This window comes from Acinetobacter tianfuensis (assembly GCF_003611465.1).
In the GTDB taxonomy this organism is placed as follows: Bacteria; Pseudomonadota; Gammaproteobacteria; order Pseudomonadales; family Moraxellaceae; genus Acinetobacter; species Acinetobacter tianfuensis.
The window spans coordinates 60,897-86,696 of sequence record NZ_RAXV01000004.1 but is presented as its reverse complement, the minus strand read 5'-3'; the positions used below and the strand labels follow the sequence as shown (position 1 = coordinate 86,696).

24 protein-coding genes are annotated in these 25,800 nt (G+C 45.7%); 13 read left to right on the top strand and 11 right to left on the bottom strand.

From position 1 onward, the window contains the following. Positions 1-492 precede the first annotated feature (492 nt). Positions 493-1,227 carry a TorF family putative porin gene (locus tag D7V32_RS03445; RefSeq protein WP_120401519.1) on the top strand — a complete coding sequence of 245 codons (735 nt, stop codon included), beginning with the start codon at positions 493-495 and terminating at the stop codon, positions 1,225-1,227. Between the two features lie 65 nt (positions 1,228-1,292). On the opposite strand, the gene D7V32_RS03440 is transcribed toward D7V32_RS03445, so the two are convergent. Then, positions 1,293-2,780 (bottom strand): YifB family Mg chelatase-like AAA ATPase, encoded by a 1,488-nt coding sequence (locus tag D7V32_RS03440; protein WP_120401518.1) that lies wholly within the window; start codon positions 2,778-2,780, stop codon positions 1,293-1,295. Positions 2,781-2,846: 66 nt separating this feature from the next. Further along, a complete protein-coding gene (locus tag D7V32_RS03435; protein ID WP_120401517.1) occupies positions 2,847-3,074 on the bottom strand; it encodes an accessory factor UbiK family protein in 228 nt (75 codons plus the stop codon). Between the two features lie 274 nt (positions 3,075-3,348). Between D7V32_RS03435 and glnK the strand changes: the two genes are divergently transcribed. The 7 genes from glnK (at position 3,349) to D7V32_RS03400 (ending at position 9,496) form a co-directional block, all read left to right on the top strand. Further along, complete coding sequence (gene glnK, locus D7V32_RS03430) at positions 3,349-3,687, top strand: P-II family nitrogen regulator (RefSeq protein WP_004650081.1); 339 nt, start codon at positions 3,349-3,351, stop codon at positions 3,685-3,687. Positions 3,688-3,749: 62 nt separating this feature from the next. Further along, on the top strand, positions 3,750-5,144 hold the full coding sequence (locus tag D7V32_RS03425; protein WP_120401516.1) for an ammonium transporter: 1,395 nt from the start codon (positions 3,750-3,752) through the stop codon (positions 5,142-5,144). Positions 5,145-5,296: 152 nt separating this feature from the next. Further along, complete coding sequence (gene nrdR, locus D7V32_RS03420; protein ID WP_120401515.1) at positions 5,297-5,755, top strand: transcriptional regulator NrdR; 459 nt, start codon at positions 5,297-5,299, stop codon at positions 5,753-5,755. A 25-nt stretch (positions 5,756-5,780) separates the two neighbouring features. Beyond that, the gene (gene ribD, locus D7V32_RS03415; protein WP_120401540.1) at positions 5,781-6,863 is read left to right on the top strand and encodes a bifunctional diaminohydroxyphosphoribosylaminopyrimidine deaminase/5-amino-6-(5-phosphoribosylamino)uracil reductase RibD; all 1,083 of its coding nucleotides are present in this window, start codon (positions 5,781-5,783) and stop codon (positions 6,861-6,863) included. Continuing rightward, complete coding sequence (locus tag D7V32_RS03410) at positions 6,860-8,152, top strand: DNA adenine methylase (protein ID WP_120401514.1); 1,293 nt, start codon at positions 6,860-6,862, stop codon at positions 8,150-8,152. The genes ribD and D7V32_RS03410 overlap by 4 nt, the downstream gene beginning before the upstream one ends. 23 nt (positions 8,153-8,175) lie before the next feature. Further along, positions 8,176-8,835, top strand: coding sequence for a riboflavin synthase (locus D7V32_RS03405; RefSeq protein ID WP_120401513.1), 660 nt, complete (start codon positions 8,176-8,178; stop codon positions 8,833-8,835). Between the two features lie 112 nt (positions 8,836-8,947). Continuing rightward, positions 8,948-9,496: a VTT domain-containing protein gene (locus D7V32_RS03400; protein ID WP_120401512.1), complete on the top strand. Its 549-nt coding sequence runs from the start codon at positions 8,948-8,950 to the stop codon at positions 9,494-9,496. A 77-nt stretch (positions 9,497-9,573) separates the two neighbouring features. Here D7V32_RS03400 and blhA read toward each other — a convergent pair whose 3' ends face one another. From blhA to D7V32_RS03385, 3 genes are read right to left on the bottom strand one after another with little or no spacing between them, the layout of a single operon-like run. Beyond that, positions 9,574-10,203 carry a cell division protein BlhA gene (gene blhA / locus D7V32_RS03395; RefSeq protein ID WP_120401511.1) on the bottom strand — a complete coding sequence of 210 codons (630 nt, stop codon included), beginning with the start codon at positions 10,201-10,203 and terminating at the stop codon, positions 9,574-9,576. A gap of 34 nt (positions 10,204-10,237) precedes the next feature. Further along, positions 10,238-10,645, bottom strand: a complete 408-nt coding sequence (locus D7V32_RS03390; protein WP_120401510.1) for a DNA polymerase III subunit chi — start codon at positions 10,643-10,645, stop codon at positions 10,238-10,240. After that, positions 10,638-12,086: a leucyl aminopeptidase gene (locus D7V32_RS03385; protein ID WP_120401509.1), complete on the bottom strand. Its 1,449-nt coding sequence runs from the start codon at positions 12,084-12,086 to the stop codon at positions 10,638-10,640. Before D7V32_RS03385 ends, D7V32_RS03390 begins: the two co-directional genes overlap by 8 nt. A gap of 159 nt (positions 12,087-12,245) precedes the next feature. Between D7V32_RS03385 and lptF the strand changes: the two genes are divergently transcribed. The 4 genes from lptF (at position 12,246) to D7V32_RS03365 (ending at position 17,286) form a co-directional block, all read left to right on the top strand. Continuing rightward, complete coding sequence (gene lptF / locus D7V32_RS03380) at positions 12,246-13,349, top strand: LPS export ABC transporter permease LptF (RefSeq protein WP_120401508.1); 1,104 nt, start codon at positions 12,246-12,248, stop codon at positions 13,347-13,349. 1 nt (position 13,350) lies between these two features. After that, positions 13,351-14,421, top strand: coding sequence for an LPS export ABC transporter permease LptG (lptG, locus tag D7V32_RS03375; RefSeq protein WP_120401507.1), 1,071 nt, complete (start codon positions 13,351-13,353; stop codon positions 14,419-14,421). 123 nt (positions 14,422-14,544) lie between these two features. Beyond that, positions 14,545-16,092 carry a 2,3-bisphosphoglycerate-independent phosphoglycerate mutase gene (gene gpmI, locus D7V32_RS03370; RefSeq protein WP_120401506.1) on the top strand — a complete coding sequence of 516 codons (1,548 nt, stop codon included), beginning with the start codon at positions 14,545-14,547 and terminating at the stop codon, positions 16,090-16,092. Positions 16,093-16,116: 24 nt separating this feature from the next. Continuing rightward, a complete protein-coding gene (locus D7V32_RS03365; RefSeq protein ID WP_120401505.1) occupies positions 16,117-17,286 on the top strand; it encodes a S41 family peptidase in 1,170 nt (389 codons plus the stop codon). 3 nt (positions 17,287-17,289) lie between these two features. Here the strand turns inward: D7V32_RS03365 and D7V32_RS03360 are convergent, their stop codons facing one another. From D7V32_RS03360 to gacA, 3 genes are read right to left on the bottom strand one after another with little or no spacing between them, the layout of a single operon-like run. Next, a complete protein-coding gene (locus D7V32_RS03360; protein ID WP_120401504.1) occupies positions 17,290-18,714 on the bottom strand; it encodes a sigma-54-dependent transcriptional regulator in 1,425 nt (474 codons plus the stop codon). A 26-nt stretch (positions 18,715-18,740) separates the two neighbouring features. Continuing rightward, a complete protein-coding gene (locus D7V32_RS03355; RefSeq protein ID WP_120401503.1) occupies positions 18,741-20,312 on the bottom strand; it encodes a sensor histidine kinase in 1,572 nt (523 codons plus the stop codon). A gap of 9 nt (positions 20,313-20,321) precedes the next feature. After that, the gene (gene gacA / locus D7V32_RS03350; protein ID WP_120401502.1) at positions 20,322-20,957 is read right to left on the bottom strand and encodes a response regulator transcription factor GacA; all 636 of its coding nucleotides are present in this window, start codon (positions 20,955-20,957) and stop codon (positions 20,322-20,324) included. Between the two features lie 225 nt (positions 20,958-21,182). On the opposite strand from gacA, the gene D7V32_RS03340 reads away from it, so the two are divergent. After that, complete coding sequence (locus D7V32_RS03340) at positions 21,183-22,232, top strand: serine hydrolase family protein (RefSeq protein WP_322898855.1); 1,050 nt, start codon at positions 21,183-21,185, stop codon at positions 22,230-22,232. 94 nt (positions 22,233-22,326) lie between these two features. On the opposite strand, the gene thrC is transcribed toward D7V32_RS03340, so the two are convergent. From thrC to D7V32_RS03325, 3 genes are all read right to left on the bottom strand, one after another. After that, the gene (thrC, locus tag D7V32_RS03335; protein WP_120401499.1) at positions 22,327-23,466 is read right to left on the bottom strand and encodes a threonine synthase; all 1,140 of its coding nucleotides are present in this window, start codon (positions 23,464-23,466) and stop codon (positions 22,327-22,329) included. A 64-nt stretch (positions 23,467-23,530) separates the two neighbouring features. Beyond that, on the bottom strand, positions 23,531-24,835 hold the full coding sequence (locus D7V32_RS03330; protein WP_120401498.1) for a homoserine dehydrogenase: 1,305 nt from the start codon (positions 24,833-24,835) through the stop codon (positions 23,531-23,533). A gap of 125 nt (positions 24,836-24,960) precedes the next feature. Beyond that, on the bottom strand, positions 24,961-25,773 hold the full coding sequence (locus tag D7V32_RS03325; protein WP_120401497.1) for a DsbC family protein: 813 nt from the start codon (positions 25,771-25,773) through the stop codon (positions 24,961-24,963). Positions 25,774-25,800: the final 27 nt, after the last annotated feature.

The following is a 25,800-nucleotide window of genomic DNA, read 5'->3' as shown; positions in this document are numbered from 1 at the left end:
AGAAGCCGATACAGATACAGGCGATGGAGAATTGAATTCATCTTCTGAATAAATGTATTGCGGTATAAAAGAAGTTTTTATTAAAAAACGCATAACGTTATACCTGTTTTAAATTCTGCGCGTGTGCATACATTGAATGTCTAATCGTTTTATTTATGGGGGAAAGTATTTTGTGCACTTTTTTTGAGCAGTCTTTATGGCGGCGTTTAAAAAACACACTCAAAAAGATGCACGATATATATCAAGTTACATATGGCCGTTTTGCCGTAGTTTCATGTCATTTCTTAAACTGAATTACTGCAGTGAGATAAATTGATAAAATTAATAAATATAAATATTAAACAAAAACAATCATTTGTGTTTCTGATACATGCCTGTTTTTTGTAAAATAATACAATGCTGTCCAACTTGGCACAGCGCTTGCTAAATACCCCTTGAGTTAAATGAAATAACCAAAACAACGTCGTCAAGCGATGTGGGGGGAATCCAACAATGAAATTGACTTTAAAAGCTTTATCTATCGCTGTCCTAGGCGCGGCATCAGCTTTCACATTTGCAGAAGAGGCGCCAGCTTCTGAACATTCGTTTTCTGGCAATATCGGTATTTTATCTAGCTATAATTTACGCGGTATGACCAATACGCCAGAAAATAAAGATGCAACGATCCAAGGCGGCTTAGATTATAGCCATGCATCAGGATTTTATGCTGGCTGGTGGGGTTCGACACTGAATTATGGCGATGATTTGCCAAATGGTTTTGAAAATGATTTTTATGCAGGTTATAACGGCTCAATTAATAATGATTGGGGTTATACGGCTGGCCTAACTTACTATTATTACTATGATATTGATACAAATGATGCCAATGGCTTTGAAACGATGCTTGGCTTAAGCTACAAAGATTTTGGCATAACAGCTCAAACATTGCTTGAAGATGTTGCTTGGGGCAATGCAGGCGATACCTATATTAAAGGCACATATAGCTATGCGCTGCCAAAAGATTTCAGTTTGGATACTGCGCTCGGTCTTTATCTTTATGAAAAATCTGGCGACTTTATTGAGGACTCAACAGAAAGCTTCGGCTTCCGTCATTTTGACATAGGTCTCAGCAAACCGCTGGCAGATACAGGCGTTACAGCGAATGTAAATTATACGGTTGGCGGTTATGACCGTAATGATGTGAAACAAAAGAATAAAGTGGTATTAGGCCTGAAATACGAATTCTAAGGGTTCAAGGACACAAAAAGGCAATCTTTTCTAGATTGCCTTTTTGTGTTTAGTCAACAGCGGCATTAAATTTGCTGGCTGCGGTAGGACAGCGCTTCACTTAAATGTGCGCTTTGAATCTGTTCGCTTTGCGCTAAGTCTGCAATGGTGCGCGCAACACGTAAAACACGATGATACGCCCGGGCAGATAAATTCAAACGCTGCTGCGCCATCTCCATCATTTGCTGTGCTGCTGCATCAAGCGGCGCAAACTGCTCAAGCTGTTTAGGGCTGAGGGACATATTTGCAGTTTGCTGGCGTTTGATCTGGATGTCATAAGCCAGCATTACGCGTGCGCGCACATCAGCTGAATTTTCCATTTGCTGTGTGCTTTGCAGTTCGTTGGCTTTTAAAGGAGGCACATCAATATGCAGATCAATACGGTCCAGCAAAGGTCCTGAAATTCTGTTCTGATAGCGTTTAATGGCTTCTGCAGAACATTGGCAGCGGGCATCCTGATTAAATGCATAACCGCAAGGACAAGGGTTCATTGCTGCAATCAGCTGGAAATTGGCAGGAAAGGTGATTTGCCGTGCCGCGCGTGAAATCACAATTTCTTTAGCCTCTAAAGGCTGGCGCAATACTTCCAGCACTTTACGGTCAAATTCAGGCAATTCATCTAGAAAAAGTACGCCCAAATGCGCCAAAGTAATTTCACCAGGTTTTGGATTGGAGCCTCCGCCGACCAGCGCAATTGCAGAAGCAGTATGATGCGGAGCACGGAAGGGGCGCTGTCCAAATTGATGCGAAGCGCTGGCAATAGAATAAATACTGGCGACTTCTAGATTTTCCTGCATATTTAATGGCGGCAAAATACTGGCAAGACGTGAGGCCAGCAATGTTTTACCTGTGCCGGGCGGGCCTTTAAACAGCAAGGAGTGGCCGCCTGCAGCGGCAATTTCCAAGGCACGCCTTGGGCGGAGCTGACCTTTGACATCTGCCAAATCAAATCTGTATTTTCCGATTTCCTGAGTTTGCGCAGCAGAAAAAGCAGTAATAGGCGTCATTTTTGAAAGATGTGCGCATACATCCGTCAGATGATTTGCGCCAAAAACTTCAAAATTTGGCAATTGTGCTGCTTCAGCTGCATTGTGTTCAGGCAGCACCAATGCATGCTTTGACTGCTGACTGGCAATGGCTATGCTTAAAACGCCGCTGACTGGGCGTAAGTGGCCATCCAGTGCAAGTTCACCAATAAATTCAAGTCCTTGAGCGGACTGTTCAGGCAGCTGGCCTGATGCAATTAAGATACCTAAGGCAATCGGCAGGTCAAGCCGGGAGCCGTCTTTGGGCAGATCTGCAGGCGCTAAATTAATGGTCAGGCGCTTAGAGGGAAACTGAAATCCGCTGTTAATAATGGCAGAGCGGACACGGTCTTTGCTCTCCCTTACAGCGGCTTCAGGCAGCCCGACAATGGTTAAAGAAGGAAGTCCTTGGCTTAGGTGTACTTCAACTTCAATCAGCGGGGCATGAAGCCCCAATAGACCCCGTGTATAAATTTTGGCAAAAGACATTTTATTGTTCCGTTATGGTGCATTATTTTTAATCATTATGCGTCTAGTGCTGCACTGAAATAGTGCTTATTTTTTGTTCTTTAATTCGCTTTCAAGCATGTCAACTTGTGCAAGCAGCTGTTCCAAGCGCTGATTAGCATGAGTTAAAGCAGTGCGCTGACGGTCAATCTCTTCTTTAGAGACTAAATCCATTTTACTGACTGCCTCATTCAGCAAGGCGCGAAGGTTGTGCTCAAGGTCTTTTTTAGGCTGATCTAATTGCTCAAGAATACTTTGCAATAGGGTTTCAATCATTTTCTATCCAAATTCGTCAGAAAACAGCGAGTGTAGCATTGGCGCAGTTTAGACCATAGTGCTTTGAAGGAATTAATCCTTGATCAACTGCGGGGTAAATTACTTTTCTTATCGTAAAAATGTTTAATTTTCAGTTTCAAAACCGCATTGAATATATAAAATAGGTTATAAATAAGGCTCATGTCCTCAGTCTCTATTTTCCCCCGACCTTAGAGCTTTGGCATGAAAATTGAACATAAAACCTTACTGGTGAAATAAGCCGAAGGAAACAAACATGAAACTCGTAACTGCAATTGTAAAACCCTTTAAATTAGATGATGTGCGTGAAGCGCTTTCTGAAATTGGTGTTCAAGGGATCACTGTAACTGAGGTAAAAGGTTTTGGCCGTCAGAAAGGTCATACAGAACTTTACCGCGGTGCTGAATATGTTGTTGATTTTTTACCTAAAGTAAAAATTGAAATTGCAATCAGCGATGAAATGGTGGACTCAGTAATTGAATCGATTACCCGTGTTGCAAGCACCGGTAAAATTGGCGACGGTAAAATTTTCGTGACTAACTTGGAACAAGTTATCCGTATTCGTACCGGTGAAACAGGTGCTGATGCCGTTTAAGTAATTGGCACGAAGTTTGCTGAGTACCTAATAACTCACAAAAACTAGGTTGGGGGATACGAATGAAAAAGATGTTGCTAGCGCTCAGTTTATCTGGCGCGCTTTTAGGCGGTTCTGTTGCGTGGGCTGAAGAAGCCGTAACAGCGCCTGCTGCTTCTGAGGAAGCAGCTGTAGTAATCAGTTCTGAAACTTCAGCAGCGCCAGCTCCTGAAGCTGCACCAGCCGAAGCTCCAGCAGCACCTGCTGAAGAAGAAGCGAAGCTTGATACAGGCGATACGGCTTGGATTTTGGTCTCCACAGCTTTGGTTCTGTTAATGACCATTCCAGGTTTAGCCTTGTTCTACGGCGGCATGGTCCGTAAGAAAAACGTTTTAAGCACAATGGCGCATAGTTTTGTTGCTGCGGGTGTGGTCAGCATTACATGGGTTGCAGTCGGTTATACCTTAGCATTTGGCGAAGGCAATGCCTTTATCGGCAGCTTAGATAAATTTATGCTTGCAGGCATCACAACAGATGCGCTGACTGGCACAATTCCAGAAATTCTTTTTGTTATTTTCCAAATGACTTTTGCCATTATTACCGTGGCGATTATCAGCGGCTCTATTGCTGAGCGTATGAAATTCGGCGCTTTCGTTGCATTCATCGCGCTTTGGAGCATTATTGTTTACGCGCCAATTACGCACTGGGTATGGGGCGGCGGCTGGTTAGGCAGCGATGGCGCGCTTGATTTTGCCGGCGGGACAGTGGTTCATATCAACTCTGGTGTTGCAGGTTTAGTGGCTGCGTATATGCTGGGCAAGCGTATGGGGCTAGGCCGTGAATCTATGGCGCCGCATAACTTAACGCTTACTGTTATTGGCGCAAGCTTAGTTTGGGTGGGCTGGTTCGGTTTCAACGGCGGTTCTGCGCTCGGCGCGAACGGTTCTGCTGGTTATGCATTGGTTGTAACTCAAGTTGCTGCTGCCGCTGCTGCTCTGGCTTGGCTAATGACTGAAAAAGCGGTACGCGGCAAAGCATCTGTGCTTGGCGCTGCATCTGGCGCAGTAGCAGGTTTGGTGGTCATTACGCCAGCGGCTGGCTTTGTCACTGTAGGCGGCGCATTAGCTATGGGTCTGATTGGCGGTGTGGTGTGCTTCTGGGGGATTACAGCACTGAAACGCGCACTGAAAGCGGATGACTCTTTGGATGCATTTGGTTTGCACGGTGTAGGCGGTATTGTCGGCGCGATCTTAACCGCATTTTTTGCCAGCCCATTCATCATGGGCGATAATGCGCCAACGAATGTCATGCACCAGCTTTGGGTTCAAGTGGAGGGTGTATTGGCGACGATCGCTTACTCTGCAGTATTAACATTTATTATCTTAAAAGTGATTGATCTGGCGATTGGCATCCGTGTAGAAGCTGATGACGAACGCATGGGGCTGGATTTAAGCCAGCATGGCGAGCGTGTAGAATAATAATTCAACGTTTTTATAAAAATCACATATCAATATATTGTGTAAAACAGCCCGAAAGGGCTGTTTTTTTTCCATATCTAGCGTTAAGCTCTACAAAGTCTATTATTTTTGATACACTCTGATTCCAACCGAAATTGTTCAATTAACCCGCTATGCATTGTCCATTTTGCAACGCCGCAGACAGTAAAGTGATTGATTCACGTTTAGCTGCTGAAGGCTGTCAAATCCGCCGGCGCCGCGAATGTATTTGCTGCGGTGAGCGTTTTACGACTTTTGAAACCTATGAAGTTGTGATGCCGCGTGTCACCAAGTCTGACGGTAAAAACGAACCGTTTGATGAGGCTAAATTGCGCCGTTCTCTGATGCATGCGTTGCAGAAGCGCCCAGTTACGCAAGAGCAAATTGAAACAGTGCTCAGCGATATTCAGCTGCAGATCCGCCGTTTAGGTGAGCGTGATGTAAAATCCCGCACCATTGGCGAAATTGTTATGCAGTCGCTGTTTTCACTGGATCATGTTGCTTATGTGCGTTTTGCTTCTGTTTATCAGGATTTTCAGGATGTAGAAGCATTCCGCCGTCAGATTGAACAGATGCAGCAGCGTGAACATTAATTCTAATTTTTGCAAAGAGCAGGGCATGTCAGAGTTAAGTCAAGATCAGATCTGGATGCAGCGCGCCATTGAGCTGGCCAAGCTCGGACAGTATTCGACTAAGCCGAATCCGAATGTCGGCTGTGTTATTGTCAAAGACGGTCAAGTCGTGGGTGAGGGTTTTCATCCTAAAGCCGGTCAGCCGCATGCTGAAGTTTTTGCGATGCGCCAAGCTGGCGAACAGGCACGCGGCGCAACAGCTTATGTGACCTTAGAGCCATGCGCGCATTATGGCCGTACGCCGCCCTGTGCGGAGGGCTTGGTTGAAGCGGGTGTAGCAAAAGCAGTTGTGGCTTGTCCAGATCCGAATCCGCTGGTGGCGGGTAAAGGTGTGCAAATTTTAAAAGATGCAGGCATTGCTGTTGAAGTCGGCGTCTGTCAGGAAGAAGCGCATCAGCTGAATTTGGGTTTTTTAAAGGCCATGGCAACCGGCAAGCCTTATGTGCGCTTAAAGGTCGCTTCAAGCTTGGATGGCCGTACCGCTATGGCATCTGGTGAATCTAAATGGATTACGGGTCCAGAAGCGCGATTAGATGTACAGCATTGGCGGGCTATTTCAGGTGTTGTGATTACAGGTATTGAAACGGTACTGGCTGATGACTGTCAGCTTAATGTCCGTCAATTGCCAGAAAATGCTGATCTTTCTGCCGCAGTTCAGCCAAAACGCTTAGTTTTAGACCGTCAGGGGCGCTTACCTTTAACGGCTAAAATACTTGAACAGCCTGAGAGTGTTATGGTGATGGGACCATATCGTGCAGAATTGGCGGCATTAGGCGTAGAGCAGATAGAAATACAGCCTTTGACAGATTTACTGCCGTTTTTAGTTCAAAAATATCAAATTTATGATGTGATGGTTGAAGCAGGCGCGACATTATCGACTGCTTTTTTACAGGAAAAACTGGCAGATGAAATCATTAGCTATGTCGCGCCAACCTTTCTAGGTTCATCAGCACGTGCCATGTTTAATGCTGAATTCAGTGTGATGGCAGAACAACTTCGCTTTAAGCTTCATCGTGTTGCCTTAGTCGGCAATGATGTGCGCTTAAACCTTATTCCAGAGTCAGTATGAGCACAGAGTCTACGGTTTATCATAAACGCCGTCATGCGGCCCGCACCACAGACGAATATCTGTTCCATCAATTGGTTCCTTATTTAGGAAACAAGCGCCGTTTATTGCACTTAATTTTAGAAGCGCTGGAAAGCACTGGAACATTAAACCGCGATGATGGCCGCGCGCCTATTTTTGCGGATTTTTTTGCAGGATCTGGCGTGGTATCACGTCTTGCGCGTCAAAATGGCTACAGAGTCATTGCGAATGACTGGGAACCGTACAGTCATGCTTTAAATAGCGCGATTTTGTCTTGTACAGAAGCGCCTGCATTTAAAGAGCTGGGCGGCTATCAAAAAGCCATTGATTATTTAAACCGTTTGCCTGAAGTGAAAGGCTGGGTGACGCATAATCTTTGTCCGCGCAATGATGAAATTTATGATCCGGCACGTGACCGTTTATTCTTTAAACGCCGTAATGGCATGCGCATCGATGCGATTCGTCAGCAAATTGCGACTTGGCAAGCTCAAGGCGCGATTGACGATGTCGAAATGTCCGCGCTGCTTGCGCCATTATTGTATTCAGCCAGTTTTGTCAGCAATACCAGCGGCGTATTTAAAAGCTTCCATCATGGCTGGGGCGGTAAAACACAGACTGCGCTGGAGCGTATTGAATCTTTACTGTGGCTGACGCCTAGCCGTTTTTGTGAAATTGGTGAACCGAAAAAGCCCGCTGCTGAAATGTGGTGTGTGGATGCACAGCATTTGGCCAATCAAATGAGCGGTTTTGAAGTGGATGTGGCGTATTTAGATCCGCCGTATAACCAGCATGCTTACAGCTCGAATTATCATGTGCTGAATGCGCTGACATTGTGGGATCAGGTGGATTTGCCGACACCGGATACGAAAGGCTTTAAGAGCGGTATTGACCGCGCATGGCGTAAAGAGCGCCCAAGTCCATACAACTCTTCTAAGCATGCGCAGGAAGCGTATGAAAAGCTGGTTGCAACGATCAATGCGCGTTATATTTTGACCAGCTATTCAACGGACGGCAATATTAGCGCAGCAGATTTGCTGCAAGCCAATTTAAAACGCGGCAAAGTGACTTTATTGACACAGGATGTGCCGCGCTACCGCGTGAGCAAACAGCGTCAGTCAGAACGCGCACGTGTGCTGGAATTTATTGTCATTACCGATACACATGCAAAATCAGGACCGTCAATCCGCCAGCTTTTAGGCCAGCTGCACCATTTTGCAGAGCTGGGCGGTGTCGATACCACGGATGTGACGACGCAATTGGCTTTGTGGTAAAAACAATTTGAAGAGATAAAAAGATGTTTACAGGCATAATTGAAAGTTTAGGCACGGTTGAAAGTGTACAGAATGTCGGCGGCGATGTCCGCCTGCGCATCCATACAGATTTAGATATGTCTGATGTGCATTTAGGTGATTCGATTGCAACCAACGGTATTTGCCTGACGGTGATTGACTGGGGCAAGAACTGGTATGCAGCGGATGTTTCGCGGGAAAGTTTACACCGCACGACTTTGTCCAGCTGGCAAACAGGGCAGCGTGTAAATGTGGAAAAAGCCATGCTGCCGACGACTCGCTTTGGCGGTCATATTGTCAGCGGCCATGTTGATGCTGTCGGTGAAATTACTGCTGTGCGTTCAGATGCGCGCTCTATTTATTTTGAAGTCACAGCGCCTGCGGAAATTGCAAAATATCTAGCAGAAAAAGGTTCGGTGACAGTTGATGGCATCAGCCTGACAATCAATCATCTACGCGGCAATGTGCTCAGTTTGAATTTAATTCCGCATACCGCTGAACGTACCAATATTGGGACATGGCAAGCAGGCTGTAAAGTCAACTTAGAGGTTGATGTCTTGGCGCGTTATATTGAACGTCTTTTATTAGGTGATAAAGCGGCAGAGTCTGCGCCGCAGTCTAAAATCAGCATGGATTTTTTAGCTGAAAATGGCTTCTTAAGATAAATATTTTATACTTTTAAATGAACAGTTTAATTTAAAAATTAGACTGTTTTTTTATTTTTAGGTCATAATACAGCCCGAAAAGCGTACACGCATGTAATTTGGAACGGTGTTGATGATCGATTTTTTACTGAATCTTGAGCAGTGGCTGCCGATGCTTTTGGAGCAATACGGCATCTGGATCTATGCCATTTTATTTTTGGTAATTTTTGCAGAAACGGGTTCAGTGTTTATGTTTTTCTTGCCGGGAGACAGCCTGCTGCTCGCCATTGGCGCATTATGCTCGACCACAGAAGTGATTCATCTGCATTATATGATCAGTATGCTGTTCGTTGCTTCTGTACTGGGGTATAGCGTGAATTACTATACAGGCAGCATATTGGGGCTGAAGTATTTTAATAAGCATAGCCGTTATTTTAAGCCTGAATATTTAGTAAAAACAAATCAATACTTTATGAAGCATGGCGGCAAAACAATTTTAGTTGCGCGCTTTGTGCCTTTTGTCCGCTCTTTTGCGCCTTTTGCCGCGGGTTCTGCACGCATGAATTTTGCAATGTTCACTTTTTATAATGTGGCAGGCGGTATGCTGTGGATTGGCTTGCTGCTGGGCGCGGGTTATGGCTTAGGTCATACTGTATGGGCGGTTGCTGACCTTGTCCCTTAGGCATTGTATGTGATGAGAGTGTAAAAAGGCCCGCATTTGCAGGCTTTTTTTATTTGGGTTGAGGTGATAGAGAATAATTAAGTTAGGGGCTTTTCATCTGAAAATTTTGAGTTTTTCAGAATATAGTCAATTTCTTCTGCCGCCGCCGCTTGCAATTTTGCGCGGAAAGCGCTGATGGCTTGCTCAATGGCGCTGTCCGCTTCCAGTTCTAGGCGCACACGGACACTTTCAAGCTCGGAAAGTATTTCGTGATCTGGGATGGCTGAATGTTTAGAAAAGTTGATGGCCACCGTTTCTGGATTTTTCATATAACGTGAAGTATAAGTCTGCACTTCATGATCAATCGATTGGCGGATTAAAGCCAGTGTTTGAGTTTGCGCTGCATATTGGCGGATTTCATCTTGTCTCAGCTGTTCTGCTGCGGCTTGTTCCGCTGCGCGTTTTTGTTCAAGTTTTTGTTCCAGAGCCAGCTGCTTGCGGAGGCGGGCTGCTTCGATCAGTTCAGCTTTACGGGATGCGTAAGCATCTTCAATCAGCTCAAATGACATCTGCTGCTGCTTCTGATCATAGGCAAGCCATTCGCTGGTATTGCTGTTCGGCTTCAGTACATCACAGATGCGACTGAGGTCATCAATAAAGGTCTGACGTACAGCTTCAGGCACATTCAGCCAGCGCTGTTTAAAATCGGGACCAACATTTAATGCCACTGCAGCATCTCCTTAATATCTGTAGTTACACTGCTTAGAGCTTATGGGTTTGCGGTGCTATGCCTAAGCGTCTATATTGTTTAAATTTTTCACGTCCAATAATTTTGGCCGCTTCATTGTTTTCTATAATTTCAATAATGTGACTAAATTGCGCGCATTGTTCAAGTGCTTGATGGTTAAAGTTAAACACAATCCAGTCATTTTGTTTCGGCAGCTGGGCAGAAATGCAGACCTGCGCATTAGGCTGATCAATGCCGTGCGGTATGAAACTGGCTTCGTCAAAGCTCCATAGACGTTCATCCAGCTGCTGCCGCAAAGCTGCATCATCACACCAAAACCAAAGGCGTTCGGGCTGACGCAGAATTTTGCGGCTTAAACGGCAAGCGCTTTCGACTTGCCGTTCAGGACTTTTTTCAAACAGATAAAAGCTGACTTTAGCCATTCTGCTGCGCGCGGTTGGCAAGGAATTGCATTAATAGCGGCACTGGACGGCCAGTTGCGCCTTTATTTGCACCTGAATTCCAAGCTGTGCCTGCAATGTCTAAATGCACCCAGCGGTATTCACGGGTAAAACGCTGCAGGAAGCAAGCTGCCGTGACAGCGCCTGCTTTTGGACCGCCAATGTTGCCAATGTCGGCAAATGGAGAGTCCAGCTGTTCTTGGTAGTCATCAATGACTGGCATGCGCCATACGCGGTCAAATGAGGTTTGGCCTGCAGCATGCAGCTCGGCTGCCAGCTCATCATCCGGAGTGAACATGCCTGTCAGTACAGAACCTAAAGCAACTACGCATGCGCCTGTCAATGTTGCAATATCAATGACAAGGGCAGGGTTGAAGCGTGAGACATAAGTTAAGGTATCGCAAAGCACCAAACGGCCTTCAGCATCGGTATTTAAAATTTCGACGGTTTGACCGCTCATGGTGGTGACAATATCGCCTGGGCGGGTTGCTTTACCTGAAGGCATGTTTTCTGCTGCTGCAATTGCGCCAACAACATGAATCGGCAATTTAGCTTCACATAATGCGCGGATCGTACCAAGTACGGATGCAGAACCGCACATATCGTATTTCATTTCATCCATGCCTGCGCCCGGTTTCAGTGAAATACCGCCTGTATCGAAGGTTACGCCTTTGCCGACCAGCACAATAGGCGCTTCACTGCGCTGCGCTTGATATTCTAGGGTAATGATGCGGCCAGGGCGGTCTGAACCTTTGCTGACGGCAAGGAATGCGCCCATGCCTAGATCAGCCATTTGCTGCTCATCCAGCACGGTCACTTTTAGCAGGTCTGGGAATTCTGCAGCTAAAGCCAAAGCCTGATCTGCTAAGTATTCAGGGAAGCAGATATTGCCTGGGCGGTTGCCAAGGTTACGTGCAAGGCTTTGGCCTGACTGCATTGCAGAAATTAGTGCAAGCTGCGCATCGTTTAAACTGCTGTTTGCAGCAATGAGATCAATTTGCTCAAGCTGGCTTTCATTCTTTTTAGATTTATATTCATCAAAAGTATACAGTGCCTGCGTTAAGCTCAAAGCAAATAAATAATGTTGCTCAGCAGTTAAAGCAGAAATATCGATGCTGATTTTTTTGAATTTTTTTTGTGATGCCTTGATAATGGTCTGTGCAATTTTTGCTAATTTCGCAGGCTGAATTTCGGCAGATTTACCAATGCCGACCAATGCGCTGTTGCGGCTATTTTCTACTGCGCCATTCAGCGCTAAAATTTCATTTAAACTGGCCTTGAATTGCGCAGCTTCGATGGTTTCTTCTAAATTATTGATTTTATATAATGAATTAGCATTTTTTAGCTGTTCAGAATCGACTAAGATCAACAGATATTGGCTAGAGGCACTCTCTTGGAATGACGTATTAATCGTAAGTTTCATATGCTGTGTACACGCCTTTTAAAATTTGCAAACCATTAAACCATTGAAACATTTTCATGAATAGGGTTTCAATGTGCAACATGGGTATAGGTTTTATATTTTCAACATTCGGGTAAACTAGCGCTAGTTTTTATTACCCAATTTTCTGGAAGAATTAATTTGATTATTCGGCGTTATTTGGTCAAGCAAGTCGTGTCGACGTCCTTGGTGGTCATTGCCTTACTGACCTTAATCATGATGGGCGGCCGGCTGATCAAGTATTTTGGCGTAGCGGCGCAAGGCCGTTTGGATGCGGGTATTTTGTTCAGCATTATCGGCTACCGCTTGCCGGAGTTTTTAACCTTAATTCTTCCTTTGGGTTTCTTTATTGGCTTAATGCTGGTTTTTGGCCGCATGTATGTCGACCATGAAATGGCGGTCATGAACAGCAGCGGGGTCAGCCGCAATCAGCTGGCGCGTCTGCTGGTGCCCATGACAGCCGTGTTTCTTGCAGTACAGTCATTTTTGATGATCTGGGCTTCGCCTTGGGGCTTGCGTCAGTTTGAAGCGCTGACCACAACACAAGCTGTCCGTGCAGGTTTTGACTTGGTCAGACCGAAAGAATTTATTCCCTCTGGCCCTTATACGATTTATGCAGGTGATCTGTCAGAAGACCGTAAAAACTTAAAAGATATTTTCTTCTATCAGCGCGCAGAAAAAGAAGGCAAACCAGATGTTATTATTTTAGCCAAAGAAGCGACACGTGTAGACGTTGAAAATGGTGACGGCGCCAATGTCGTAGACTTGCTTGAAGGCCGCCGCTATGAAATCTATCCAGGTCAGCCGCGCTATTCGCAAGTTGAATTCCAGACTTACCGTTTGCGTTTAGAAAATAATAAAGAAGCAAAATTTGAAAGTGCTGAAGTGAAAGCTTTGCCAATCGGCCAGCTTTGGCAAAGCCGAGAAGATCCTGTGATTGCCAGTGAATTAGGCTGGCGGCTTTTTGTGCCGTTTTCAATTGTTGTTGCGTTATTGCTGGCAACTGCGCTTTCAGAGGTGAGTCCGCGGCAGGGGCGTTATTTAAAGCTTTTCCCTGCGCTGCTGATTTTTGCCAGTTTAATTGTGGCTTTAATGGCAGTGAAAACCCGCATATCAAAAGATGAGATGGGCATTTGGGCTTATCCTGCGATTTTGCTGGCCTATGCTATTGCGGCGGCCTTATTTTCGCGTAAACAAAAATTAGCGCCAAAAATTAAGAAACAAATTCAGCGAGTGAGGTCTTAAAATGTTAGCACGCCGTATTGTTGCCAAGCATGTGACCAAAACCACTGCGCTCGCGATGCTGGGCGCCACAGCTGTTTTGTCGGGCTTACAGGTGCTGTTCACCTATTTAGGCGAGCTGGGTTCATTGTCCGATACCTATAGCGCTTGGGACGCTCTGAAGTTTGTGCTGTGGGGCGCACCGAATTACCTCAATGAAATTTTACCCATTTCAGCTTTAATTGGCGCTGTTCTCGGTTTGGGGACTTTAGCATCCAGCAGTGAATTAATTGTAATGCGCTCTGTTGGTGTGAGCCTATGGCGCATTGTGGGCTGGGTCATCCGTTCTGCTCTCATTTTAGTGGTGCTGTCATTTGCGTTAAGTGAGTGGGTTATTCCGTACACGAATGAACAGGCCAAAGGGGTGAAAAGCCACCGCACTGCTGCAGAGCTGGGAGAAGTTAAAGGCTATTGGACACGTGAAGGGCAGCGTTTCATTTTTGTGGACTATGCCAACTCACAGGGACAGCTGAAAAATATTCAGGTTATTGATTTTGACGATGAGTATCGTCTGCGCGGCACAATTGATGCAGAGCAGGGGCAATTTGTTTCAAATGGCGCTTGGCAGCTGCAGAATTCTATGCAAATGGATATTCTAAAAGATGGTGATGCCGTGCTGGAAAAACACACGCGGCAGCCGCTGCCTTTGGCGCTGCAGCCTAAATATGTGCATATGGTGACTTTAGATCCAGAAGATCTATCGCCAAGTCAATTGGTCAGCTTCATGAGCTATATGCATGAATACAGTCAAGTGCCGAAAACCTATCAGCTGGCATTTTGGCAGAAGGTCGGATCGCCGTTTGCTTTAATTGCGCTGGTGGTCATTGCCTGTTCCTTTATTTTTGGTCCGCTGCGCCAGCAGTCTATGGGCTTCCGTTTGGTTATCGCGCTATTTACAGGTCTAGGTTTCTTCTATTTGCAGGACTTCCTCGGTTATGCCAGCTTGGTCTATTCACCATCCCCGGCGTGGTTTGTATTTGTGCCAATTGTATTGATTTTTGCTGTTGGCGGCTATTTGCTGCAGCGTGCGCGCTAAGACAGTAAAAATCGGGTAAATCTATGTTCATGAGCTGTATTAACCATGCCCTGAACATAGTGTCTTCGCCGAAAATTCGGTAAGATATGTTGATTAATTTATAGACGAAAAGAGTGTTCAATTATGACGGATGCAAGTGCTCGCAAAATCCCTCACGTTTTAGTCATTATGGATGGTGTGGGTCATCGTGAAGCGATTGAGGACAATGCTTTCTTGGCGGCGAAACGTCCAAATTTAACAGCTATGGAAGCAAAGCATCCGCATGGATTGATTTCTGGTTCTGGTGAAGATGTCGGCTTGCCGGACGGTCAGATGGGCAACTCTGAAGTTGGCCACATGAACCTCGGTGCTGGCCGTGTGCTGTATCAGGATTTTACCCGTATCACGAAAGACATCCGTACTGGCGCGTTCTTTGAAAATGAAGTGCTGGTTGATGCGGTCGAGAAGGCTAAAGCAGCGAGTGGCGCGGTGCACATCATGGGTCTTCTATCTGAAGGCGGCGTGCACTCGCATGAAGACCACATTGTAGCCATGGCTGAGCTGGCGTTAAAGCGCGGCGCAAAAGTTTATTTACATGCATTTTTAGACGGCCGTGATACACCGCCAATCAGCGCGCAGCCGTCTTTAGAAAAATTAGATGCATTGTTCGCGCAGTACCCAGGCCAAGGCCGCATTGCAACATTGATCGGCCGTTATTTTGCAATGGACCGCGACAACCGCTGGGACCGTGTTGAACAAGCTTACCGCTTGTTGACAGAGGGTGTCGCTGAGCGTACCGCGCCAACAGCTGTTGCAGGTTTAGAACTGGCGTATGCAGCTGAAGAAAAAGATGAATTTGTGAAAGCAACGCGTATTGGCGATGCTGCGCCAGTTCAAGATGGCGACAGTATTGTTTTCATGAATTTCCGTGCTGACCGCGCGCGTGAAATTACCAAAGCTTTTGTAGAAAAAGATTTTGCCGGTTTTGAACGTAAAGTTGTACCTGCGCTGTCTAAGTATGTGATGCTGACCCGTTACCAAGCAACCATTGATGCGCCTGTTGCATACATGCCAGAAGCTTTGGTGAATTCTTTAGGCGAATACTTGTCTAATTTAGGCAAAACGCAGCTGCGTATTGCGGAAACTGAAAAGTATGCACATGTGACATTCTTCTTCAGCGGCGGCCGTGAAGATGAGTACCCAGGTGAAAAGCGCATTTTGATTCCATCGCCAAACGTTGCAACATATGATTTGAAGCCAGAAATGAGCGCTTATGAAGTGACTGATGAGCTGGTGGCTGCAATTAATTCAGGCGAGTATGACTTGCTGGTTGTGAACTATGCCAATGGCGACATGGTTGGTCATACAGGTGTATTTGATGCGGCAGTGAAAGCAGTTGAAGCGGTCGATTTATGCTTAGGCCGCGTATATGAAGCGGTCATGGCGAACCAAGGCCACATGATTGTGACTGCAGACCACGGCAACGTAGAGCAGATGCAGGACTATCAAAGCGGTCAAGTGCATACACAGCATACAACTGAGCTAGTGCCGTTCATTTATGCAGGCCTGGCTTCAGCAACAATTGAAACAGGCGGTGTATTGGCAGATGTTGCGCCTACAATACTTCACTTGATGAATATTCCAGTTCCTGCTGAAATGCAGGGCCGTAATCTAATTCATTTAGATGCTTAATATTCAAGTATAAAAGGTGAAAGCATGGCGCAAGCGCATTGGAAATCTGCGGTACTGTTCAGCGCATTGCTGATGTGCGCAAGCCATGCAGCTTGGGCAGCAGGCAAACCGTCTGCTGCCTCAGATTTTGATTCAGACTATGAGCAAAGTTATGCTGAAGTTCCCGTTGAGTCGATTCAGCAATTTGTACAGATTTATGGCATTGTCAAAGAAAATTATGCCAAAGAAAAAACCGATGAAGATTTATTTCAGCAAGCAATTAAAGGCTTGCTCAGCGGCCTAGACCGTTATTCCCGATATCTTTCCCCCGACGATTATAAACAGCTGCTCCAATATACTGAGGGTGATTTAGCGACAGTCGATTTTGGCTTGAATTTTGATGCTGGTCTGCAGCAATGGGTGATTCAAGGCCTCAAAAAAGATGCAGATTCTGCCAAGCAAGGGCTGCGCAATGGTGTGACCGTTTTTAAAATTGATGATCAAGAGGTGAAAAAACTCAGTCATGCACAGGTGAAGCACTTGCTGGATGGCGCAATTGGCTCTACTTTAAATTTGCAGCTGTCTGCAAACAGTCAAGCCATGAATATTGTGCGCAATACCAAAATAGAAACGGATATTGAGTCTAGACTATTGAATAATCAGGTGCTGGTGCTGAGTGTAAAAGTATTTCAGCAAGATACCGCAAATGAAGTAAAGCGTTTAATTGAAAGCCATTCGGCTTCTAAAATTAAAGCGGTACTGTTTGATTTGCGCAATAATCCCGGCGGCTTACTGTCTGCTGCTGTAGAAACGGCGGATCTTTTTCTAAATCAGGGCGTGATTGTTTCTACGCGCAGCCGTTCGGAAGGCGATCAGCAATTTCAGGCTTTACCAAGTTTTGAATTCCAAAATTTAAAGGTCGGTATTTTAATTAATGGCCGTTCAGCTTCCGCTGCAGAAGTTTTTACCGCTGCGATGAAAGAGCATGGGCGGGCTTGGGTAACTGGCGAAAAAAGTTATGGCAAAGGGGTTGTGCAAAAGCTTTTCCCGCTGAGTAATGGCGCTGCTTTACAAATGACTGTTTCTGAGTATTACACGCCAAATGGCCGCATGATTGAAGGAACAGGCGTGCAGCCGGATTTGGCCTACCCGCAGCATGATGCAAACGAGCAGAGTTATATAGAGCATGTGGCCGAGCTGCTGGCAGCCCGCTAGACTTTACTCTTCTTCGTCAGTATCTAAACCGAATTTTTTCAGGCGGTAGCGCAGAGAACGGAAGGACATGCCCAGTTTTTTCGCGGCCAATGTTCTGTTCCAATGCGTCATATTCAGCGCATTCAGCAAAATTTCTTTTTCTAAGTTTTCCAAAAATGGCTCTAAGCCTTCTTCAGGCAGTTTTTTCGGAGCACATGCCGCTGCTGATAAGCCGGCTGCTGGCGCAGGCGCAGCCAGTTCACTTTGCTCAACAAGAGCCGCACTGCGGCGCAGCGGCGCACTTTGCAAGTGCTGAATATCGATAGTGCTGCCGTCGCTGAGTGTAATGGCGCGTTCAATAATATTGCGCAGCTCGCGGACGTTGCCCGGATAATATTGATTCAGTAAAAACTCTTTTGAGCGTTCCGTTAAGGATTTACTTTCAATATCCCACTCATTGCAGATACGTTGAATAAAATGCTGCGCCAGCAATAAAATGTCGTTGCCGCGTTCACGCAGCGGCGGGAGGACGAGGTCCATGACATGAATGCGGAAGAACAAGTCTTGACGGAAACGGCCTTGCTGGACCAAAGCATCTAAGTCTTGATGGCTGGCGCTGATAATGCGGAAATCAACATCAATTTCTTGATCTGAGCCGACAGGGCGGATACGTTTTTCCTGCACCGCACGCAGCAGTTTTACTTGCATGCTGAGCGGGAGTTCAGCAATTTCATCTAAAAATAAACTGCCGCCATGCGCAGATTGAATCAAGCCTTGTTTGTCTTGCGTTGCGCCAGTAAAGCTGCCTTTTTTATGGCCAAATAATTCACTTTCCATTAAGTCGCTTGGAATCGCGCCGCAGTTAATGGCAATAAATGGACCTTCGTTACGGTTGCTGAGACGGTGCACTAAATTTGCGACGACTTCTTTACCTGTGCCAGATTCACCTGTAATGAAAACGGGCGCTTGTGAGCGTGCAATTTTCTTGAGTGTGATCCGCAGCTGCTGTATTGGCAGAGACTGGCCAATCAGCATTTTATATTCAAGGGTGTTTTCCGTTTGAACTGAAGCTGCTGTAGGCTTGTTCAGCGCTTTTTCCAGCAGCTGTTCTAAATGTTTAGGGTTAATCGGTTTGCTGACAAAATCAAAAGCGCCAGCTTTCAGGGCTGCAATCGCAATTTCCATGTTGCCATAAGCAGTCAGAACAGCAACAGGCAAGCCAGCACAATGCTCATTGATCCAGTCCAGCAGCTGCAAGCCATTGCCGTCAGGCAGATTTAAGTCAGTCAGGCAGGCATCATATTGATTTTCGCTGAGGCATTTACGCGCCTCACTTAAACGATGCGCGACATGTGTTTTGATCCCCATGCGCGATAAGGACATTTGCATCAGCATGCAAAGGTCTTCTTCATCATCAACCAATAATACCAGTGGCTGTTGTTCTGCCATTGTGTTCCCCAAATTAATTAAAGCAATCAAATAACTGCGCGGAAGCAAATAATCCTGAAACAAGCACCTTGATCATTTTGTTCTACATAAGAAAGCTGTGCTTGGTTTGCTTCGCAAAAACTGTGCGCTAAGTATAATCCTAAACCAGTTCCAGTGATTTCGGTACTGAAAAATGGCTGAAATAGTGACGCTTGATCTTGTTTTGCAACACCGCTGCCAAAATCACGCACATCAATTACTGCTTTTTGCTCTGTAGCATAAATATTCAGCTCGATATACGGTGAGTTCGGGTCGTTGTGACGGATCGCATTGCGGATTAAGTTGATCAAAATTTGAGTCAGCTGGCCTTCGTCAAAATAGATTTTAAGTTCTTCAGTGCTGTTCAGCCGAACTTGCTTTTGAATATCAGGCAAATCATCTTGGATCATTTGCTGCAAAAAAGAATGTAAATGAATCAGAACAGGGCGGGTTTCTTTATTTTTCACCATATTTAACGTGTCTTGTACAATACGGTCAATGCGCATAGATTGTTTTGCAATCATTTTATGCAGAAGCTGCTGCTGTTCAGGGTCGCTATCTTGGTATAAATCATTCGCTTGAACAATAGCCGCCAAGGGGTTTCGGATTTCATGCGCAATACTGGCCGACAGCTGCCCTAAAGCCGCCAGCTTCAGCTGCTGTACGTGCTGATTCAGCTTTTGAGCATCCTGCAGTACCAGCAGCGTCAGCGTTTGATGCGGCACATTCAGTTTTTGTACTCGGACATGAATATGAAAGCGGCTTTGCTGTGACTCAAACTGAAAGGCGTCGCCATCCGGTAAGTCTTCAAATTTCATCACCTCAAACAGATCAGGCTGTACTTTATAGAGCGGGTAGGCGGCCTCAATTTGATACAGCGGTTCGATACCCAGCAGTACACAGGCTTCAGGATTGGTCAGTACAATATGGCAGTTTTGATCCAGTACTAAATAGCCCGTTTTAATCTGTTCTAAAATATAGCGGTTAATATTTTGCAGCTGGTTGATTTGCAGTGATTGTGAAAAATTAAGGTTTTCCAAAATCTGGAAGCGGCGGATGGCAATTTGACCGCTGCCGTAAACGACAAAAAATAAAAAAGCCAATAACGCGCTATTGCCAATATTTTTTAGCGAGGTAATGTCGAACAGCGTGCCGATAAACAGCTGATAAATCACGCTGATTACAGCAACTAAAGTAATCAGCAGGGCTTTTTGCGCGCTAAGCAATAAAGAGGCGGCAAAGATACAAATGACAAATAAAAGGCTGATATGCAGGTTTGGGCCATCCAGCGCCAGCGTGAGCAGGCTGAGAGCTGAAACATCGACAATAAACAGCATGACCAGCTGTATTTGAATATGAGTTTTGAGTCCGCGGAAAACAAAAAACTGCAGACTGGAAGTTAAGACATAGGCGCTTAATACATATAAATATAAACGCGGATATTGATACTCTAAAGCCAGCTGCTGATAGGTCAGTAAATAGATCAGCAGCAAACCTGTGGTGATGATAAAGCGGTAAACGCTGTACCACAGTCCAAGATGGTAGGTATTTAATGCGGCATGCGGTGTACGCTGGCTCATGAGTCGGGTTTAAGGCTTGATTAAGCCGTAACGCATAGCTAAATGCGTGAGTTTCACATCGCTGTCTAAATTTAATTTTTCAAAAATGCGGTAACGGTAGGTATTGACCGTTTTTACGCTGACAAACAGTTTATCTGCAATTTCCTGCGCGCTGATGCAATTCACTACCATCATCGCGACCTGCATCTCACGTTCGGAGAGCGCATCAAACGGGGACTGCTGTGTATCTGACAAATAAGAGCTTGCAAGCTGTTCTGCAATATCTGCGCTGAAGTATTTGCCGCCTTGCATGACTTTATTAATGGCGCGGACCATTTCTGTAACAGGAGCGCCTTTCGTGATATAGCCTTTAGCGCCAGCTTTAAGCAATAATGAAGGATAAGGCTCTTCAGCTAGGCCGCTTACAGCAAGCACTTTGGTTTCAGGCGCTGTCTGCAGCAGGCGGCGGGTGGTTTCAACACCGCCAATACCAGGCATGTTAACGTCTAAAAGTACGACATTCGGGTGATGCTGCCGGACCAGAGCGATTGCTTCTTCACCAGATTCAGCTTGACCAATAACTTGTACATCCGCATGGTCTTCGAGCATTCTGCAAATGCCTGTACGGACTAACTCATGGTCATCTACCACCAAAACTGTGATCACCGGCTCTCTCCCTCTTTTATATCTGCGTCTTTTTTGTTACATAAAGCAAAATAAGCTTGCAATGAAACTACAAAATTAGCAATCCTATTCTTATCATTGATGAAAATAATTGATACACAATGCTGGCAACAAAAAAGTTCCATATTGTGTCTAAATGTAAGGCATATTAGAGGTGATACGCAAATATTTACCTCTAATTTCGCTAGAAGAGTTGAGTAAGCAAACGTGAAAAAATCAAATAAATTTATAATGAAAGCCTTAGGCATTTCATTTCTCTTTGGATTGAGCACTTTCAGTACTGCTGAAATTGTGATGAATCCTGCTGAAAACCACGCTGCTATCAGCTGGTCTTCAGATGATGTCAGCCAATTGCTGAATGCTGATGTTGAAGCGAATTCGGCAGAGCTTTCTCCGCAAGGCTCGACTAAAGTCACCACATCTATCCGCAGTTCAAATGGTGCGGCAGTGCAATCAGCGCCTTCGCAGTCTATTCGTATTGTAGATACAGGCAATTATGCCAGCCAGCCGTCAGTGAATGCCCGTGCAGCCATTGTGATGGACGGTCAAACAGGCGAAGTGCTGTACAGTAAAAACAGCAATACTGCGCGTTCAATTGCATCTATTACCAAGCTGATGACCGCAGTGGTGATTTCTGATGCGCGTTTAAATATGTCGGAAGATATTACGCTGCAGCAGTCAGACTTTTCGTGTTCAGGCTGTAAAAGTTCAAGTTCAACGTTACGCGCCGGCGATACCATGAACCGTGCTGAAGCGCTTCTTTTTGCTTTAATGAAATCGGAAAATCCAGCAGCGGCAGCATTAGCGCGTACTTATCCAGGCGGGCGCAGCGCATTTATTTCTGCAATGAATACAAAGGCGCGCAGCTTGGGGATGAATAGCACATACTTTATGGAATCAACCGGCCTGCATCCTGGCAATGTTGCATCGGCTCGTGATCTGGCTATTCTTGTCAATACAGCTTCTCAATATGGTTTAATCCGTCAGTTTTCTACCACGCCAAGCTATGATTTCAACTTGGGTTACCGTGTGCTGAAGTCAAATAATACCAATGCTTTAGTACGTAATGGCGGCTGGAATATTAATATTTCTAAGACTGGCTATATTAATGAAGCAGGGCGCTGTGTGGTGATGCATACGACATTGAATAACCGTCCAGCAGTTGTGGTGCTCCTTGGCGCAGACACTTCGCAAGCGCGTACCGATGACGCAACTCGTTTGATGGGCTGGGTGTCTCAGCTGCCAAAACGTATTTAATGCCTGAGCTGCTTACTCAACTTATGCGCTTGCAGCGCAGAGTGAAGGCATAAAAAACCCTGCGGATGCAGGGTTTTTTATTCTTTAAAATATCTTACATATTAGAAAGAATTGAGTCGCGTACTTGATCCATTGTTGCGTCGATTGACAGCATGACAGCATCAGAACATTGTTTGATTGCTGTGTCAGGATCTTTCAAGCCGTTGCCCGTTACTGTACATACAATTACTGAACCTTCAGGAATCTTGCCAGCTTTCAAGTCACGGATTGCGCCGCCGATAGATGCTGCAGAAGCAGGTTCTACAAATACGCCTTCGTACATAGAAAGCAGACGCTGTGCTTCTAAGATTTCAGCATCTGTTAATTCGTCAAACCAGCCATTTGAGTCACGTACAACTGCTTTAGCATGGTTCCAGCTTTGCGGGTTGCCGATACGGATTGCTGTTGCAATCGTTTCAGGGTTTTCAACCGGTGCACCGCGAAGGAATGGCGCAGCGCCAGAAGCTTGGTAACCGACCATTGTTGGCAGGCCTTCTGGTTTAGGACCAGTGAAAGCATCAGTTGCAGCATCGTAAACAACTTGTTCAAACTCGCCAGCAGGCTGGTTTGCAACTGCTTCTGTATAACCCATCCAGTGCGCAGTGATGTTGCCTGCGTTGCCTACTGGCAAGCAGTGGTAGTCAGGCGCACGGCCAAGCTCATCTACGATTTCGTATGCAATCGTTTTTTGACCTTGAAGGCGGTAAGGGTTGATTGAGTTTACAATCGTTACAGGCGCTTGATCAGCCACTTCTTTAACTAGGCGCATGCCGTCATCGAAGTTGCCGCGGATTTGCATGGTGATTGCGCCGTACATCATTGCTTGCGCCATTTTACCCATGGCAATTTTGCCTTCAGGGATTAAAACGAACGCTTTGATGCCAGCACGTGCAGCATAGGCAGCCGCCGCAGCAGAAGTATTGCCTGTAGATGCACAGATAATGGCTTTAGAGCCTTCTTCAACTGCCTTAGTCACGGCCATAGTCATGCCGCGGTCTTTAAATGAACCAGTCGGGTTTAAGCCTTCGTACTTCACATAAATTTCAACATTTTTGCCAATTAAGCGCGGAATATTCGCAAGTTTAATCAGTGGCGTATTACCTTCACCTAAAGAAATTGCTTTAGTCGTGGCAGACACTGGTAAACGGTCACGATAGCGGTCAACTAAACCAGTATAACGGTTGGCATTAGACATGATGATGTTCCAATTGTGGGTAGAGCTTGGTGAGGACACGATTTATTTCACGTCCTCAACCCGATTAATTATCAAGCGATTCTAAACGAATTCGCACGATTTCGCCATGAATGACAGGTAAAGCTTGGATTTGCTTCAGCGCTTCATCCATTTTCGATTCTTTCACCGGATCTGTCAAAATCACGATAGGGATAAGGTCTTTTAAGCGTGACTGCTGCATGATTGCGTCAATGCTGATGCCGGTACGGCTTAAAATAGTTGTGACGTCTGCAAGTACGCCAGTTTGGTCTTCGGCATTAATGCGGATGTAGTAGCCTGTGGTCATTTCTTCACGCGGCAGAATAGGCAGGTCGCTTAAGCTTTCAAAAGCCAGCTGCGGAATTGTACCTGCGCCATCTTCGGTATACGAAATGTCACGGACGATGTCGACAATGTCAGCAACCACAGCAGAAGCCGTAGGGCCTGCGCCTGCGCCTGCGCCATAGTAAAGTGTAGGGCCAACAGCATTGGCTTGAACCAGTACCGCATTTTTCACGCCGTTTACATTGGCAATCAGCTGCTCTTCAGGAATCAGCGTTGGATGTACACGAAGTTCAATACCGTGTTCAGCGCGGCGGGCAATGCCGAGGTGCTTAATGCGGAAACCAAGGTCTTCTGCATATTTGACATCTTGAGCAGTGATTTTGCTGATGCCTTCGGTAAATACTTTTTCAAACTGCAAAGGAATACCGAAAGCAATAGATGCAAGCAGTGTCAGTTTGTGGGCAGCATCAATACCTTCAACGTCAAATGTTGGGTCTGCTTCTGCATAACCCAACTCTTGCGCTTCTTTGAGTACATCTGCAAATGCACGGCCTTTTTCACGCATTTCAGTCAAAATAAAGTTGCCTGTGCCGTTGATGATGCCAGCCAGCCAATCAATCTTGTTGGCCGCTAAGCCTTCACGCATGACTTTAATAATTGGAATGCCGCCAGCAACAGCTGCTTCATAGGCAATTTGCACATGATGTTCATCTGCAAGTTTGAATAATTCGTTGCCGTGTTCGGCTAACAGCGCTTTGTTTGCAGTCACGACTTGTTTGCCATGAATAATAGCTTCTTTAATGATTTCATAAGCAGGGTGGATGCCGCCCATGACTTCAATAACGACATCAACATCAGGCTGACGGACAATTTCAAGCAGGTCAGCGCTTTGCTTAACAGAAGCGGGAAGGTCCAAATCTGGACGCTCACGGCGTGTGCCTACATGGGTAATTTCAATTTCACGACCGGTGCGACGTTTAATCTCAGCAGCATTTTCTTTTAGTAGTTTAAGGGCACCACCACCCACAGTACCAAGACCGAGGATTGCCAGACGAACTGGTTTCACGTCACACTCCATTATTTCATCAGATTTTTAAGTGAGCCTAGATCATAGCTAAAAAAATGCCATGACTCTAGGAGATTCACAACTTTATCTCTATCTATAAAAAACAGTAATTTATTCGATAAATTTTATTTATTTAAGCGGGAGATTAATTCGCTTGGCTCCATATATCCGCCTAAATACACACCGTCAGTGCTATAAATTGCAGGTGTGCCATTTACGCCAATATTCAGACCCAGCTGGTACATCTCACGTACAGGGGATTTACATGCTGCAGGAGGAAGCTGTGCGCCAGTAATCGCTTGGTTAAAGGCTTCTTGGCGGTTCTCGCTGCACCAGATGCTTTCCATCGTCGGCATGAACTGTTCACCGCGAGGCCATGCGATATAGCGCACTTCAATACCTTTGCCGGTAATTTCGTCTAGGTGTTCGTGCAGTTTATGGCAGTAAGGACAGCTGGAATCAGTAAAAACATAAACTACATGTTTGGTTTTACCTTTGGCTTTGTAGACAATCAGGTCTTCAACTTCCAGCTTAGCCAGCTCTTTTTGGGTGACTTCTGACTGCAGGCTTTCGCTGACATTGTGCAGGGTTTTGTCGCCTAAGCGGATCACATCGCCCTGAATAATGTATTTACCGTCAGCTGTTGCATATACTGAAGACATGCCTTCAAAGCTGACCCAGTATAAATTAGGAACTTCAGTTGCTTTGATTTCGCTGATTTTTGCGGTGATATTGGCTTTTTTTAGTCCGCTTTCCAATACTTGCTGCAAACGCTGCTGCTGATTGCGTTCGGAAAGGGTTGAGGCTTCACCCGTTGCTGGCGCGCTTGCAGTCAGAGGCCCTTGTTTTTCTGCATCATTAGATTTGCTGCATGCACTTAGGCCGAATGCGCTGATCAGTGCTGTGGCGATAACAATTTTTGAACGGGTAAATCGCATATATAAAGAACCCTTTTGTTTTAGCTT

What these genes read in the sequence shown, in the direction of transcription:
- D7V32_RS03445 (WP_120401519.1), top strand. Translation starts at nt 493, where the DNA reads ATGAAATTGACTTTAAAAGCTTTATCTATCGCTGTCCTAGGCGCGGCA.
- D7V32_RS03440 (WP_120401518.1), bottom strand. Translation starts at nt 2,780, where the DNA reads ATGTCTTTTGCCAAAATTTATACACGGGGTCTATTGGGGCTTCATGCC.
- D7V32_RS03435 (WP_120401517.1), bottom strand. Translation starts at nt 3,074, where the DNA reads ATGATTGAAACCCTATTGCAAAGTATTCTTGAGCAATTAGATCAGCCT.
- glnK (WP_004650081.1), top strand. Translation starts at nt 3,349, where the DNA reads ATGAAACTCGTAACTGCAATTGTAAAACCCTTTAAATTAGATGATGTG.
- D7V32_RS03425 (WP_120401516.1), top strand. Translation starts at nt 3,750, where the DNA reads ATGAAAAAGATGTTGCTAGCGCTCAGTTTATCTGGCGCGCTTTTAGGC.
- nrdR (WP_120401515.1), top strand. Translation starts at nt 5,297, where the DNA reads ATGCATTGTCCATTTTGCAACGCCGCAGACAGTAAAGTGATTGATTCA.
- ribD (WP_120401540.1), top strand. Translation starts at nt 5,781, where the DNA reads ATGTCAGAGTTAAGTCAAGATCAGATCTGGATGCAGCGCGCCATTGAG.
- D7V32_RS03410 (WP_120401514.1), top strand. Translation starts at nt 6,860, where the DNA reads ATGAGCACAGAGTCTACGGTTTATCATAAACGCCGTCATGCGGCCCGC.
- D7V32_RS03405 (WP_120401513.1), top strand. Translation starts at nt 8,176, where the DNA reads ATGTTTACAGGCATAATTGAAAGTTTAGGCACGGTTGAAAGTGTACAG.
- D7V32_RS03400 (WP_120401512.1), top strand. Translation starts at nt 8,948, where the DNA reads ATGATCGATTTTTTACTGAATCTTGAGCAGTGGCTGCCGATGCTTTTG.
- D7V32_RS03390 (WP_120401510.1), bottom strand. Translation starts at nt 10,645, where the DNA reads ATGGCTAAAGTCAGCTTTTATCTGTTTGAAAAAAGTCCTGAACGGCAA.
- D7V32_RS03385 (WP_120401509.1), bottom strand. Translation starts at nt 12,086, where the DNA reads ATGAAACTTACGATTAATACGTCATTCCAAGAGAGTGCCTCTAGCCAA.
- lptG (WP_120401507.1), top strand. Translation starts at nt 13,351, where the DNA reads ATGTTAGCACGCCGTATTGTTGCCAAGCATGTGACCAAAACCACTGCG.
- gpmI (WP_120401506.1), top strand. Translation starts at nt 14,545, where the DNA reads ATGACGGATGCAAGTGCTCGCAAAATCCCTCACGTTTTAGTCATTATG.
- D7V32_RS03365 (WP_120401505.1), top strand. Translation starts at nt 16,117, where the DNA reads ATGGCGCAAGCGCATTGGAAATCTGCGGTACTGTTCAGCGCATTGCTG.
- D7V32_RS03360 (WP_120401504.1), bottom strand. Translation starts at nt 18,714, where the DNA reads ATGGCAGAACAACAGCCACTGGTATTATTGGTTGATGATGAAGAAGAC.
- D7V32_RS03355 (WP_120401503.1), bottom strand. Translation starts at nt 20,312, where the DNA reads ATGAGCCAGCGTACACCGCATGCCGCATTAAATACCTACCATCTTGGA.
- thrC (WP_120401499.1), bottom strand. Translation starts at nt 23,466, where the DNA reads ATGTCTAATGCCAACCGTTATACTGGTTTAGTTGACCGCTATCGTGAC.
- D7V32_RS03325 (WP_120401497.1), bottom strand. Translation starts at nt 25,773, where the DNA reads ATGCGATTTACCCGTTCAAAAATTGTTATCGCCACAGCACTGATCAGC.